The following is a 15658-nucleotide window of genomic DNA, read 5'->3' as shown; positions in this document are numbered from 1 at the left end:
AAAATAAAAGTTTTAATTACGATTTATTAATAAGCAAATCTTAAAAAGATATAAAAATTTAAAAGGGAAATTTAAGTGATAGAAATAAAAAGCATTATATTCATTCTGTTTACTGACTTATATTCCAGAACTGAAGATAAGAGAAGGAAAATTTAATCCGATATAAAAGCTGATCAAATTACAAGAATAATGTCCGAAAATAAATATGGTTTAAATAAGACAATTAAACAAAATGTTGCTTAAAAAAAATCAACTGAGGTAATTTAAATCAAACTGTGATTGTCTAAACATTAGAAATACAAAATGATTTACGCTCTCAATGTTTATTTGGTATTCTCTATTTAGAGAAAACTATCCTTCTAACTAGAAAAAATACTAAACTACTTTAAATCAAAAATTCTCATAAAGTCATAGTTTCGATTATCATCACAAGGCTGTTATGAATTCTTAGCAATTTACGATTTAAATACTCAAGTAACTGATTTATGGACTCCATAAATTTCAGTTTGTGTAAAATTGTAAAGTTAATGAATTTCAACTTCAAGTTGATTGGTTGAGACAAAGCTTTCTCCAGGTAAGAGAACAGGGTTTTCTCGAAAAATTAGTTGTCCTCGTTTACTTTTGCGATTAATGGCAATACCAGAAGGTCGCCTATTGTGTTTTGGCTGTAAAACACAATAAGTTCTGTAAATACGCTGTGCCGCCCTTAAAACAGCGCAATCAATAGTAATAGGCAATTGTACCTCGTGTTGTCTGGTATCTGGTGTTTGACGTGCATATCTCACTGTTTTATCCCCTATAATTTAACTTAACTTTTGTTATGTCTCATCCTAGTCAATACCTACTATGAAGACGGATATCTTAGATGTTAAGATTCTAATACTTTAAGTAATACATCTCCCATTTCCTGACACCCCACCGCTTTCATCTGCGGGGACATGATATCTCTTGTCCGATAGCCCTGAGCTAACACTTCTAATACCCCTTGTTCAATTTTACTTGCTGCGTCAGGCTCATCTAACCCATACCGTAACATCATGGCTGCACTCAGTACCTGGGCGAGAGGGTTAGCCTTATCTTGTCCGGCAATATCAGGGGCTGAACCGTGAACAGGTTCAAATAACCCTGGTTTTTCTAAACCTAGACTAGCTGAGGGTAACATCCCAATACTACCCGTTAACATTGCCGCCGCATCGGAGAGAATGTCCCCGAATAAGTTACCTGTTAAGATAGTATCAAACTGTTTAGGAGCGCGAACTAACTGCATAACTGCGTTGTCAACATAAAGGTGAGAAACTTCCACGTCAGAATATTGGGATGCTATATAATTGACACGGTCACGCCACAATTGAGAAACATCCAAGACGTTAGCTTTGTCAACGGAACATAACTTACCGCTTCGTTTTTGGGCTATTTCAAAAGCAACTTTGGCAATACGGTCAATTTCTGACTCTATATAAGCCATCGTGTTAACTCCTCGTTTTTCTCCTATTTCCGTCTTAAAAATGCCTTTAGGCTGTCCAAAATAAATGCCCCCTGTCAGTTCTCGAACTACCATGATATCAACTCCTCTTATCACTTCTCGTTTAAGAGAGGAAGCGTCAATTAGTTGGGGAAAAATGGTTGCAGGACGCAAGTTGGCAAAAAGGTCAAGTCCGGCACGAATAGCTAATAATCCTGTTTCAGGACGTTGATAACGAGGGAGATTATCCCATTTATACCCCCCAATGGCAGCTAATAAAACAGCATCACTGTTGCGACAGCATGTTAAGGTTTCCTCAGGAAGGGGCTTCCCCGTTGCATCGATTGCTGATCCTCCAATGAGGGCTTCTTTAAAGTTAAATTTGATATTAAACTGTTTTCCAATGACATGTAGAATCTTTACAGCAACCGTCAAGATTTCGGACCCAATGCCATCACCAGGAAGAAGGGTAATTGTATATTGCCGCGTCATAGAGAACTTCTACTATTTTATTCATGTGCCTGTTTTTTATTGTACCCTGAACTCTTTCGTAGATTTTCAAAAAACTCCTCATCACAATAACGTCTCAAAGGTAAATATACAAAAGTTAAGATATTCAGTCCCTTAAGCAATTTTGAATAACTTTCATGACTTTTTTACTTCGACTATTTCAAATAGCTATTTGTCCTAATTCATTTAACTCCTCAACACAAAAAATCTCAAAATTACGGTCTTTAAACTGCAAAATCATCTTCTTTGTCTATATATAAGAAATTTTCTGAGTATAATCTCTTTTAAGAATTTTTTTGTTGTATATAAAACGAGTCGAATAGCTTAACATCAATTTACTTGATTTTAAGCTATTTGTCTAATCAACCATAACTATAATCTTTTATCCATTTAATTTTAGAGATTCCTCATAAAGTTTATCCTAAAACAGTTACAGAGTAGATTAGCATAGTGTAGTTGAGAGATTCTTGATTAGAAGACATAGTATGAGAAAAATTCTAGTTTGTGTTTGAGAACGAAAGTTTATCTAACAAACCATACTTAATGTCTTGAAAGAGAACTTCAACTTAATTCTTTGATCTTTATAAAATAATGAGATGCAGTAAATTTTTAAGATAGACTTAGTGGTGGGTCAATGCTGACTGGATTTTAGTCGTAGCCCATTAGATCATAGACTGTTAAACTATGTTAGTTTAATCTTTAAAATTGATATTAAATTTTAATATTAAATTCTCTACAGAAAGAATTATGTTTAATCAGTTTTTTATTTCTGTCCTTAGTGAGAGAAACTTCGTTCTCGTGCGCCTTTGGAAAGAAATTTTTCTCCGTAGACAGATGGAAATAGTATATACTGAATTCTACCTTTTAGTCAAAACTACTTTGATGAATTGATTTTAAGAGATATTGATGAAGAAAAAGTCTAAGAAGAAGTCATTTACTTAGTGTACAGAATACTTTTTTTATCTCCGATAGACTATTATTTAGATATACTTTAAGGGAAAAGATGCTGATATAACAAGTATTACAGTAAAGGAGACTCAAAAACCAGGAAAAAGTAGTTTAGAATTAGGGAACACAGTGTTAATTTATTTAAAATAATCTTTAGTAATCTGGTAAAACACTGTTCTAATACCATCTTATTTATTGTTAGTAACCATGTTGATATTTTAATCTAACGTTATCTTGAAATATATAGAATTTTCTAACGCTAGAGCGTTTATCTCGGGAATAATTTTAGATACAATCCTTTTCTTCACTTTATTAGCCTGAAATTTAAATTTATGTAGTTTTTATACCTAAAGTTATAGGGAATGGGAATGGCCAATTCTATTTATGGAGTAGCATATACATTGAGGAAACTAAAATTATCTAATGGAAGCATTAAAGCAGATCTAATTCACAATAAAAAAATAGAATAATGTTTTTAACTAAAAAAAAATGCTGCATATAAAATGTTTGAACTAGAAGGCTATAGTATCAATGCTATCGACTTAGTAGTGACAGGGATAAATTAAAGCAACCTTACGGTACCAGAAACTGATTTTAACCATTAGTCCTTCAGTTTAAAGATGATAATATAGCATCAATGTGCTTGTTTTAGTTTATCTTTCGTTATTGATGAACGAGGAGCATTAAAATGTGTCAACTTATTTTTCAATGAGATAGAAAACAAGCAATTATTAAACTCAGCTAAAATTTTATCAAATATCTTTAAACAACTTGATATTTGATCTATCTTTAAAGTTGTTAAACAACATAACAAAACATCATGAGTATTATTGCAAAAATTAACAATATTTTTCCTTCTCTTGAAAATATTCCTCCGGAATTTCAACTGAAAAGTCCTATCGAACAACGAGAATATCTAATCAATGGAAATCTAGAGATTTGGAATGGAGAAATGGAAGAATCCTTATCTCCTATTTATCTAAAAACACCTCAAGGATTAACTCGTAAAAAAATTGGGGACTTTCCCTGTTTAGGACAAGAGGCAGCTTTGTCTGCCTTAGATGCAGCAGCAAAAGCCTATGATAATGGACGCGGGAAATGGCCAACTATGCCCGTTGGTCAACGAATCGAATGTCTCCAAGACTTTGCCTATCGAATGAAGGAAAAACGGGCAGAAGTTGTCAATCTTTTAATGTGGGAAATTGGGAAATCTTATACAGATTCTTGTAAAGAATTTGACCGAACCGTTAACTATATTGAAGACACTATTGATGCTCTTAAAAATCTAGATCGAGTTTCTTCGCGCTTTGAGATTACCCAAGGAGTCATAGGACAAATTCGCCGCGCACCGTTGGGGATTGTCTTGAGTATGGGACCAGCTAATTATCCCCTCAACGAAACATTCACGACTCTAATTCCTGCCTTAATTATGGGGAATACTGTTGTTGTCAAAGCTCCCCGTCCAGGGGTATTGTTAAATTATCCTTTACTAGAAGCGTTTAAAGAAGCTTTCCCACCTGGAGTTGTTAATACTGTTTATGGTAAAGGTCGAACAATTTCACCTGCATTAATGGAGTCAGGAAAAATTGATGCTTTAGCTTTTATTGGAAGTAGTAAAGCAGCTAACAACCTCAAAAAACAGCACCCAAAATCTTACCGTCTCAGATCAGTTTTGGGATTAGAAGCTAAAAATCCAGGAATTATTTTACCCCACGCTGATTTAGATTTGGCCGTTAAAGAATGTATTTTGGGAACTTTATCCTACAATGGACAAAGATGTACTGCCATTAAGATTCTTTTTGTGCATACTGCTATTGTTGATAAATTTTTGGATAAGTTTATTGAAGAGATAGGTAACCTTAAATTTGGGATGCCGTGGGAAGAAGGAGTCTTCTTAACTCCCATTGCAGAACGAGGAAAACCTCAGTATCTTCAAGACCTAGTAGAAGATGCCAAAAAACATGGGGCTGATGTGATTAATGAAGCAGGAGGAGTCATTAACGAAACCTTCTTTTATCCAGCGGTTCTTTATCCTGTCAACGAGCAAATGAAGATCTATTCTGTAGAACAATTTGGACCAGTTATTCCTATCGTTCCTTTTGATGATATCGAAACCCCTATTGACTACTTAGTGCAGTCAGACTACGGACAACAGGTAAGTATTTTTGGACAGAACACAGAAGAGATCGCCCAATTAGTTGACCCCCTAGTTAATCAAGTTTGTCGGGTTAATTTAAATAGTCAATGTCAACGGGGACCTGATACCTTCCCGTTCACTGGACGAAAAGATTCTGCAGAAGGAACTTTATCAGTTAATGATGCTTTAAGAGCTTTTTCCATCCGGACTTTAGTAGCAGCTAAAGAAATTGATCTTAATAAACAATTAATTTCTGAAATTGTCAGGGAACATAAGTCTAATTTCTTGTCTACTGATTTCATTTTATAAATAAATTATTTTATTCATTCTTTGCATCCTTTCTGTTAAAAAGAGCTAAAAATTAATACTTATCCTTTTTGATTCACTAAAGAGTGACAAAAAATCAAATTTTAGACTCTCTCAATAGAGAGGATGTAGTTTAGCACTTATGACTTTTTAAACTAAACAATCAGGAGTCTAAAATTGTAATTGTGATTTGCTGTACAGCAAATCACTTTACCTCTAGAACTTAGGCCAGATAAAAACTACTACTTAATGATTCTAGTATCGTTTTTATGAAACGATACTAATAAGACGGACTCATTACTAGTTTATTTTAATTATTCGATTTTAAACTTGGGTTTATTAATAGATTTAACCTGCAATTCCTTTAATTGTTTTTCGTCAACAGTAGCTGGTGCTTGTGTAAGTAAACAACTTGCTTGTTGAGTTTTCGGAAAGGCAATAACGTCTCTTATGGAATCTTCTTGAGCTAACAACATTACTAAGCGATCTAACCCGTAGGCAATACCACCATGAGGAGGAGTTCCATATTCAAAAGCCTCTAACAAAAACCCAAACTTATTATGTACTTCCGACCTAGATAAGCCAATAGTTGCAAGTACTTTTTCCTGGATTTCTTTCTTATAAATTCTTAGACTTCCACCTCCAATTTCTACTCCATTGTAGACTAAGTCATAAGCTTGCGCTCTAGCAGTTTTGAGATCATCTAAATCTTCTGGATTAGGTGCAGTAAAGGGATGATGCAATGCTTCTAATCGCTTTTCATCGGCATTCCATTCAAACATGGGGAATTCAGTGATCCAAACTAAATTAACCTGATCATGATCGATTAATCCTAATTGATCTCCAATTACTAATCGCAATCGAGATAAAGATCTATTAACTGTATCCGTATTTCCTGCTCCAAACAGCAACAAATCCCCTGGTTTAGCTCGTGTTCTAACTAATAGTTCATCTTTTTGTTGCTGATTTAAATTATCTTTAATTGCTCCAATAGTATCAAGTTTATTATCATCTTTGACTCGAATAAAAGCAATTCCTTTAGCTCCTGCATCGGTGGCATTTCTGAATAAATCTCCCCCAGGTTTAATTCTTACATTAGAAATTGCTTCATTACCTCCAGGAATGGGCAAAACTTTTACTTTTCCACCATTTTTAATTGCCTCAGAAAAAACTTTAAATCCGCTATCTTGAAAAATATTTGAAACATCAACTAAGGTTAAATTAAATCGGGTGTCAGGACGATCTGTTCCATATTTTTCCATGGTTTCTGCATAGGTCAGACGAGGAAAAGGATGGGCAATTTCAAGATTTTTAACAGTTTTGAAGATATAGCAAACTAACTTCTCATTCAAGTCTAAAATTTCCTCTTCGGACATGAAACTCATTTCCATGTCTAGTTGAGTAAATTCTGGTTGTCTATCAGCCCGTAAATCCTCATCGCGGAAACAACGGGCAATCTGATAGTAACGATCATATCCTGATATCATCAATAACTGTTTAAATAATTGAGGCGACTGTGGTAAAGCATACCATTGACCAGGATTAGCCCGAGAAGGAACTAAATAATCCCGTGCTCCTTCAGGGGTAGAACGAGTAAGAATAGGAGTTTCTATCTCCATAAACTCTTGTTCATCCTCGAGATAGCGACGTATTGCTTTAATCACTCTATGACGTAATTGCAAGTTTCTGGCCATGCGATCACGTCTTAAGTCCAAGTAGCGATACTTGAGACGAACATCCTCCCTAACTAATTCTGTTTCTAAACTCGATATCACAAAGGGAAGTTGCTTGTCCACTCCGTTGAGTAATTCTATACGATCAGCATATATTTCTACTTCTCCAGTCGATAATTTCAGGTTGAGAGATTCCGGAGGACGTTGGCTCACACAACCTACTATTTTGACCACATACTCATTACGCAGGTTTTCTGCATTGGGATAAGAATCAGGGGTTCGTTGGGGGTCACTAACAATTTGAACAATTCCTGTGCGATCACGTAGATCAATGAAGATAACACCTCCATGATCCCTTCGGCGATCAACCCAACCAAATAGAGTAACGGTTTTATTAATATCAGTTGCTTGTAGGTCGCCACAATAATGAGTTCGCATCGGAATTAATTTTAGTTTTGTCGTCATACAAAAAGTTACGTTTTCTGATTTAGCCCGGCCAAATAAAAAGACGCATTGCCCATTATCACGTATTTAGTTGTCCTCAAGCACCTTTTTTTAGATCGAGTTAAGATTCGATTACAAGATCTGGGGAGTTACCGAAGATGGAAAGAGTTTTTAATTTTTGTTGAACTCAATATTTTTTATAATTCAATACTAGTTTTAACTCTTAGTCATTCTAATCTTAATTAAGATTACATAACAAACTATCTATAAAAATTAACGAAGAATAAAAAAATATATTTCCGGAAGATTAATTTGACGTGCTGTCATGTTCAATACCCGAAAAACTACCCAACTTTTTAAAGGTTCTCCCTGGGAATTGACAAAAAGAAAAGCTGACTTTTGAGGCTTAAGTCCATTAAGGTAGATAGTTAAATAGGGTCTTAACAAAGGAGTGATAGGAACTAACTTATTAAAACTGGGTTCTGATTTGGCAATTTTAATTTGATTAGGGTAAATATCACTAGTTTTTAAGGATAAAATGTCATTAATTCTTGACGAGGTAAAATAGGCGATTGCTACCATGGTTTTATATGGGAGCGGTAAAGTTTCAAGAAATTCTTGTAGTAGAGATTCTTGAGCTAAGTCAGGTAAGAAGGAATCCGACTGATACATTAGGTTTTAGATTAATAGGGGATATAGGGAACAAAGAAAGAATATGAAGAAAAAATTAACATAATGGATCCTAACAAATTTTTTTAAAGTGGTGATTCTTTTGAGAAAGACGTACCGAGTTGGCTGGAATGTTTCTTTCTTGTTCTGAAAGTGCTATTATTGAACCAATGAGAGTTTGAGTATCGGTTTTGAGTTTGTTATTAGCATTGACAGGTTTTTCCCGTTTTGTCTTGGCAAGATGCTCTCCGAAATCTAATATCTCTACACACATCAGTCGTCAATGGAGACAATCTATGTCCATTTATGTAGGCAACCTTTCTTACGATGTTACGGAAGATGATCTTAATTCGGTTTTCGCCGAATATGGTTCAGTCAAAAGAGTATATGTCCCGACTGACCGGGAAACGGGTCGGATGCGTGGCTTTGCATTTGTTGAAATGAACTCAGTTACTGAAGAAGATAAAGCCATCGAGACTCTAGATGGAGCTGAGTGGATGGGACGTACTCTTAAGGTCAACAAAGCCAGAGAACGTGAACAGCGAGGTGGCGGAGGCTATGGTGGCGGACGCGGACGGAACCGCTTCTAAACTGCCTGACGTTATTTGCCACACCTTAAAGCGGTGTGGTCTTTTTGTGGCTTGACACCTCTTCAGATAAATCCAAATTATATAACCTAACTTTCCTAGAGACGTTGTATACGAGGTCTCTAGGCTATTTCTAAGGTTTATCAATTGACTATGGCAATCAGAAATAATTCATAGGAATTTTTTTCCCTGTTGTCTTTTACTAGGATATCTGCTCACAACCAACTCCTGGTTGCTATATATTTGGATAATGCACAGAACATTATTTTTGTGTATTTTTTTTGTAATTTTTTGTAGAAAGATTTGTTAATATCAAGCTTAAGAGTAAAATCGTACAAAGTTAAGAATAAAAAAATTGAAACTAGTTAGCTAAATTTTGACGCAAAAGATCAAACTAATTTGGGGATAAATTTTATAATTTATATCCCTCAAGCCAATGATAAAATCATGTTAGTGTAGGTTTACATATATAGTATTTTGTCTATCTTTTTCAACGCAAAAATAATCCTCGAATATTAACCGTCTTTACATGGAATTTCTTACGCTCCCATTTACTTAAGTTTTTAATTTTATTTTTTAGTCAGTATAATTTTGTGTCATAATGAGCTCGCTATTTTGATTATAAAAGGATTAAATCTACCTTTTTATATTTTTAAAAATGTCTAATAAGTCTCAAGTAATTTTTTTTAAAACCCAAACTTTGAATTATTGTTAACACTGATTAAGTAAATATTATCTGTATTAATAGCTTAATTAGTCCCTTATACAGTAGAAGATTTAGGGCTTATCATAATCTTAAATCCTTTACTGTATTGATATTTAATTTGTCGATGATAAGTCAGTAAGATAACTAACAAAAATTGCTACCGATTAATTCTTGTTACTCGTTATTCTGAAACCCAAAAAACCAAAACGCGCTTAATTCCTGCCTTAGGTGCAGAGGGTGCAGCAGAGTTACAGCTTCAACTGACAGAGAACACGATAACAGAAGTAAGAAAGTTTAATGAAAGAAATTTCTACCACCGTCTACTATAGAGGAGGTAGTCAGGAAGTTATGGAGAGTTGGCGAGGAAATGATTTAAATTATTGTTCTCAGCATGAATAAAATTTAGGAAATCAAATGAAATTAGCTTTTGAGGATTCTTTTAAATTAGAATTTTCTAGAGTAGTCATTATTGGAATTGATTGTCCTGATCTGAATATAGAAATTATTATGAATGCTTTCGAGTCGTTAGATAAGAATGATTTAGTCTTAGGAGAAACATCTGATGGTGGTTACTATTTAATATGACTAAAAAAAATTATCCCTAAGTTATTTAAAAATATTCCTTAGGGAACAAATAAAGTCTATCTAAAACCAAAATTATCGCTCGACAACTTAAAATAAATACATTCGTTCTACCTATTTTGTCTGAAATATAGACCGTCCCGAAGATTTAGTGATTTTGGAAAAGTACAGAATGAATAAAGGAAAATTATAGATTTTCTTAGCTAGAAGGTCCATAGTAACAAGCAAAACAATAACAATGATTATTCAGAAATAAATTACTCCCACAGACGCCGACGAGGTGAACCATTCAGTTGTTGATGGGTATTTTGTAACAATTGAGGAATATTTAATTTTTCAGGACAACGGGGAAGACAATCACCACACTCAGTACAATGGTTGCCTTTATTTCCTGGGAACCAATGAGCAGCATTCTCAAACATCCTATAACGATATTGGGCAAAATCAATCATGTCATAAGCAACGGCAAGATTACGTAATCTTAATACTTCGGGGATGTTTATGGTTTCGGGACAGGGAAGGCATTGATAACATTGACGACAACGATCACTTCCCAAAGTTGTTTCTATATGAGTTTCTAAACGTTGAAAGATATCTATTTCGCTCAAGGTAAGAGGACCCACGTCTAACTCTAAAGTACAGGCTAATTCTTCGGGATTTGCTGCCCCTACACTCAAAGTGGTTATACGGTGATCGCTCAACAAAAACCGATAGGTTAATTCCAAAGGAGAAAACGGCTTACACAAACTTTGTAGACGGTTTGGTGGAGTATAAAGACAACCTCCTTTATCCCCGGGAGAGATTATAAATATTCCCAGATCTTTTTGGGATGCGAGGACGATTGCTGGCGCATTGCGTTGGAAAAAATAATAATAATGAAGATTGATAAATTCAAATAAATTTGTTTTGATTGTTTCTAAAATCAAGTCTAAATCGCCGTGAGTTGAAAATCCAATATGGTGAATTCTTCCGTCATCTAATGCTTTTTGCAATGCTATCCAACATCCGTTAGGCTGAGTGAGCCAACGAAAATGATCCCATGTGTTAATCCCATGAATTGCCAAACAGTTGAGATGGTCCACTTGAAGAAGTTGTAAAGACTCATCGATCCACTGACTCATTTGATCGGGGTTAGGAGTAGGTGGTAACTTCGTTGTAATATAAAGTCTCTCTCGGCAAGACGAAGGTTGCTGAGCGAAGAACTGCCCTAAGTACTGTTCACTATTTCCGTACCCTTTTGCCGTTTCAAAATGATTGATTCCTAGGGTAATCGCCCGTTCGATAGTTTGTCTGAAAATAGCCTCAGAAGATAAACAGCGCATAGTTCCTAGAGAAAAAACGGACAAGAGTAAATTTGTTTTACCGAAACGTCTATAGCGCATACCACTACCTTAGTACTAAGTAAAAGGTTAAGGGTAAATTATGTCTAATGTTACTAATGCTCGTTATTATCTTCCGGAACCTCTCCCCGTCGTCGAATCAAATCTTCTGGGCACAGATTTTCTATAAATTCACGAAAGGCACGGCGTTCTTCTTCATCCGCATCCCGATTTATAGGAATCGACGCATTAGCAATTACCTCTTCCATAACCCAGATAGGACTTCCCGTGCGCAAGGCAATGGAAATAGCATCAGAGGGACGACAATCGATTTCTTTTTTAGTTTTCCCTTGATGTAAACATAGCACAGAATAAAACGTCTTATCTTGAAGAGAATGGATAATGATACGATCTAACTCTATTCCCCACGCTTGCAGTAGATTGACAATTAAATCATGGGTTAAGGGACGAATAGGGGTCTGGTTTTCCAAAGCCTCAATAATTGATTTTGCCTGATCTTGCCCGATAAAAATGGGAAGGGCACGACGCTCAGAGCTATCTTGGAGTAACACAATGGGACTTCGGGTGACGGCATCTAAAGCGATTCCAGCAACGTTCATTTCAATCATTTGCCGATCCTCATTTAATCTTAATCTTTAAGTATTTTTCCTACGTTCGTTATTCAACTTTAGAGGAAACCAGCTTATTTAAGTAAAGTTTCTAAAACTTCAGTCTAACTCGTTAAGTAATTGGGTACCTTCATAGTAAGAGCCCCAAAAAAAAAGAAGGAGCAAATATTCCTCTTTTTTGGGGCTCTTACTTAATTTTTTCGTTTTTATAAAGAATTTGTTAAGTTTTGCTAGAATCATTCTGTATATCAGAATATAATCGTACAGTAGTGAGCTAAGTAGGCAATTAATTATTTAGTCTACTTTTGTAGAAAAAGCCTGTCCCCTCTACGAGTAAGGAATTATGAGTAATAATTTAGCTACAAAACTAAGCGAAAGAACTAGTCATTCTTACACTATGGCTTAAATATAGTGTTTACCGAATATTTTTTTTAAAAAAATTAAGAAGAAAACCTTAAGAAAACTATTAGCTAATTTTTATTCTTTATACAGTACCCTAGAGAAAGAATTGTAAAGTTATCAAGATCGTCTAGTAATTAGTCAGATTTATTTTTTAAAACTGAACTGCCAAAAATTTTGGGAAATTGACTTAGTATTTTGTTAGGGAGAAATTTAGCGAAAAGAAATTGTTAATTCTTCGGCTAGTCAGGTTTATGTTTACCGTATCCGTAAAATCTCTAATGCTAGACCTATCTTATTGGTTTCTTATTCCTATGTGTGGTATGTGGGGGATTTATCAGGGTGAGAAAGTTGAGGAAACGTTATTTGTTCAACTTTATAATTAACTTTGGTTAAAGGAGCCCAATTTTATAAATTCAATGAGATTTACACCCCATAAACTGATTTAGACTTAAAAAATATTGAGATACTTTTACTTTTCTAATTATTAATAATGAGTTATTTCAAAAAAATATTGATAAAATTAATACCAACTTTATATCTAATTTTGATGTAGTCTCTAAATCAGAGGATGATGTCAAAGCTACTGCTAACGACTATTTTTTTGAGTTGATTACTTGTCAAGGCAGATGGGTGGTACGGAGCATTATAGTGGTCATGTCCATGATGTAGAAGTTGTAACGGCTAGTTCATGACAGTCGAAACTAACCACTTAATAGTCAAAGATAAAAAATATAAACTATTTATCAACTCTATATGTCCTAAAAAAATCTCTTAAAAGCTGTTTAAATATTGTTAACCTCTATGAAAAATAACTCACAAACTTTACAATTTGATACCAATTTACTGAATAAATATAATAAATCAGTACCTCGTTATACTAGTTATCCTCCTGCTACTGAATTCAAAACAACGGTAAAAGAAATAAATTTCCGGGCAGGAATAGTAGAAGGAAATCATAAAAAAAAACCTATCTCTCTTTACTGTCATATTCCCTTTTGTGAGACTGCTTGCTATTTTTGTGGCTGCAATACAATCATTACTAAAAATAAAAGAATTGCTCCTACTTATTTAAATTATTTAATTCAGGATATTCATCAAACTGCTGCTTTAATCTCCTCTGCTCGTCAAGTTAATCAAATCCATTGGGGAGGTGGAACTCCTAATTATTTGAATCAACAACAACTGGATAAGTTATTTAGTAGCTTAGTTAAGAATTTCAATATTGATCAAAAAGCAGAAGTTTCTATTGAAATTAACCCCCGATATATTGACAGGAACTATATTTTTTTCTTAAAAAGATTAGGTTTTAATCGGATTAGCTTTGGTATTCAAGATTTTAATTCAACAGTTCAAGAAGCAATCAATCGCATTCAACCTGAGTCTATGCTATTCAATGTTATGGGTTGGATTCGAGAAGCAGAGTTTGAAGGAGCTAATGTTGACTTGATTTATGGGCTACCTTTTCAAACTTTAGAAACTTTTAAAGAGACCATTGAAAAGACCATTAAACTCAATCCTGATCGCATTGCCTTATTTAACTTTGCCTATATGCCTTGGTTGAAAGCAGCACAGAAAAATATCTCTGAAACAGATCTACCTAAAGCAGCAGAAAAACTAGCTATTTTCCAAATGACTATTGAAAAATTAAACCATAGTGGTTATATATATATTGGTATGGATCACTTTGCTAAACCTAATGATGAATTAGCGATTGCTCAACAAGAAGGTAAATTACATCGTAACTTTCAAGGATATACCACCAAACCAGAATCTGATCTCTTTGCGTTTGGGGTAACATCTATTAGCATGTTAAATAATGTTTATGTCCAGAATTATAAGGGATTAAAAAGTTATTATAAAGCTCTATATTCTGGAAAACTACCCCTTGATAAAGGTGTTAGTCTCCACCAAGATGATGTGATTCGACGAGCAATTATCATGGAACTTATGTGTCAATTTAAACTCAATAAGTCCCGTTTAGAAGAAAAGTATAATCTTGATTTTGACAAATATTTTGCTCATGAATTAGTCGACTTAAAATCTCTAGAAGCTGATGGCTTAGTAAAATTATTCAGCGATAATATTGGAATTACACCTTCTGGAAGATTATTAATCCGTAATGTTGCTTCTGTATTTGATATTTATCTTAAAGGACGTAAAGAACAATCATTTTCTAAAGCAATTTAAGTAGATTAATTTTTCAAAATTATCTTTTATAACCGGGAACGGATTGCTCCGCAATTGTAAAGTGGAATAATCTATGACTTCACCTTTACTAAAAGATATTTTAAATATATTAAATTTTTTTTATAAAAAGCTTAATTAAGAACAAATAATTAGAAATTTATAAATAAACCTTAAAAAAAATTAATTATTTTATATCTATAAAATTTAGATAATTAGAGTTAGGCTTATATTGTGTAAATTGACATTTGTTAAAATTTAAAATTGAAATGAGATTCCGGTTATAACTAAATAATTTATAAAAGATAAAAATTGTTAAGTGATCCGATATTATTCAATTTTTATTAGATATAAATATAGATTTTAAAACTAGAAAATACCGATATTAGTTAATCTTTTAAGTATTTTTATTAAAATCAAATCCAAGTTATTACTCCATATATTCGGCATGTAATTTTATTTAATAAATAAAAATTTTTAATGAAAAAATAATCTATTAAATTAATTTATAAATCGAGTCAATATTAAAAAATATTACTATATTAGGTAATGAATTAAAAATAAAAACCAGAGATAGATCTCTATAACATAAAAAAATAATTAAAAATATTTTTGATTAGCTTTACCGAATTTAAAATCAACTCTGCTAGATACCCAGAATGGTTAAAAATTTATAGATATTTTTACTATCTAACTTTTTATAAAAAATAAATGTTGTTAAACTTTAAAAGATAGTTGTTAGAAACACTCAGAAAATCTTTAAAAGAATTATCATATTTCTGCTGAATTGTGGTTGTTTTTTGTTCATCTATTTTTTGTCTTCCTGTTTAGTGGCTACAACCTGGTGCACTATTAAGTAGTATACTACCATTTAATTAACTTACAAAAGGCATGCTCGGCATTAGTATATAAGTTAACGTTTCTTTTGCTAAGGCTGTATATTTATTGCATAACCTTTTTTATTGCCAATTTTAAGAATATATTCGCTATAATTCCAACTCGTCTAATTCATACTTCAACTGCTTTCTCATTTCTTTACGACCCAGATAAATTTAAAATCTAGCGCTCAATATATCAGAATAAACTAACCATCATTCAGA

Annotated in this window: 12 protein-coding genes; 5 read left to right on the top strand and 7 right to left on the bottom strand. The window is 33.5% G+C overall.

The annotated features are described in order from the left end of the window. Positions 1-524 precede the first annotated feature (524 nt). Complete coding sequence (locus tag RGRSB_RS00580) at positions 525-785, bottom strand: hypothetical protein (protein ID WP_119259373.1); 261 nt, start codon at positions 783-785, stop codon at positions 525-527. Between the two features lie 83 nt (positions 786-868). Beyond that, positions 869-1954, bottom strand: coding sequence for a 3-isopropylmalate dehydrogenase (leuB, locus tag RGRSB_RS00575; protein ID WP_119259372.1), 1086 nt, complete (start codon positions 1952-1954; stop codon positions 869-871). Positions 1955-3740: 1786 nt separating this feature from the next. Here leuB and RGRSB_RS00570 point away from each other — a divergent pair. After that, positions 3741-5366: an NADP-dependent glyceraldehyde-3-phosphate dehydrogenase gene (locus RGRSB_RS00570; protein WP_119259371.1), complete on the top strand. Its 1626-nt coding sequence runs from the start codon at positions 3741-3743 to the stop codon at positions 5364-5366. Positions 5367-5677: 311 nt separating this feature from the next. On the opposite strand, the gene aspS is transcribed toward RGRSB_RS00570, so the two are convergent. The 3 genes from aspS to RGRSB_RS00555 form a co-directional block, all read right to left on the bottom strand. Beyond that, complete coding sequence (gene aspS, locus RGRSB_RS00565; RefSeq protein WP_119260892.1) at positions 5678-7474, bottom strand: aspartate--tRNA ligase; 1797 nt, start codon at positions 7472-7474, stop codon at positions 5678-5680. A gap of 279 nt (positions 7475-7753) precedes the next feature. Next, positions 7754-8152 carry a tyrosine-type recombinase/integrase gene (locus RGRSB_RS00560; RefSeq protein ID WP_119259370.1) on the bottom strand — a complete coding sequence of 133 codons (399 nt, stop codon included), beginning with the start codon at positions 8150-8152 and terminating at the stop codon, positions 7754-7756. Between the two features lie 70 nt (positions 8153-8222). After that, positions 8223-8423, bottom strand: coding sequence for a hypothetical protein (locus tag RGRSB_RS00555; protein WP_119259369.1), 201 nt, complete (start codon positions 8421-8423; stop codon positions 8223-8225). 22 nt (positions 8424-8445) lie between these two features. On the opposite strand from RGRSB_RS00555, the gene RGRSB_RS00550 reads away from it, so the two are divergent. Beyond that, entirely contained in the window at positions 8446-8739 is a 294-nt protein-coding gene (locus RGRSB_RS00550) for an RNA recognition motif domain-containing protein (protein ID WP_119259368.1), read from the top strand. Between the two features lie 1117 nt (positions 8740-9856). Next, positions 9857-10027, top strand: a complete 171-nt coding sequence (locus RGRSB_RS10345; protein ID WP_232014536.1) for a DUF2064 domain-containing protein — start codon at positions 9857-9859, stop codon at positions 10025-10027. Between the two features lie 254 nt (positions 10028-10281). Here the strand turns inward: RGRSB_RS10345 and RGRSB_RS00540 are convergent, their stop codons facing one another. Further along, positions 10282-11406: an aldo/keto reductase gene (locus RGRSB_RS00540; protein ID WP_119259367.1), complete on the bottom strand. Its 1125-nt coding sequence runs from the start codon at positions 11404-11406 to the stop codon at positions 10282-10284. 53 nt (positions 11407-11459) lie between these two features. Next, positions 11460-11972 carry a bifunctional nuclease family protein gene (locus tag RGRSB_RS00535; RefSeq protein ID WP_119259366.1) on the bottom strand — a complete coding sequence of 171 codons (513 nt, stop codon included), beginning with the start codon at positions 11970-11972 and terminating at the stop codon, positions 11460-11462. A 625-nt stretch (positions 11973-12597) separates the two neighbouring features. On the opposite strand from RGRSB_RS00535, the gene RGRSB_RS10850 reads away from it, so the two are divergent. Then, positions 12598-12717: a biliverdin-producing heme oxygenase gene (locus RGRSB_RS10850; protein WP_119260891.1), complete on the top strand. Its 120-nt coding sequence runs from the start codon at positions 12598-12600 to the stop codon at positions 12715-12717. A gap of 458 nt (positions 12718-13175) precedes the next feature. Beyond that, on the top strand, positions 13176-14561 hold the full coding sequence (gene hemN / locus RGRSB_RS00525; protein ID WP_119259365.1) for an oxygen-independent coproporphyrinogen III oxidase: 1386 nt from the start codon (positions 13176-13178) through the stop codon (positions 14559-14561). The last annotated feature ends 1097 nt before the right edge of the window (positions 14562-15658 follow it).

Source organism: cyanobacterium endosymbiont of Rhopalodia gibberula, from assembly GCF_003574135.1.
GTDB lineage: Bacteria > Cyanobacteriota > Cyanobacteriia > Cyanobacteriales > Microcystaceae > Rippkaea.
This window is presented reverse-complemented; position numbering and strand designations above follow the sequence as displayed.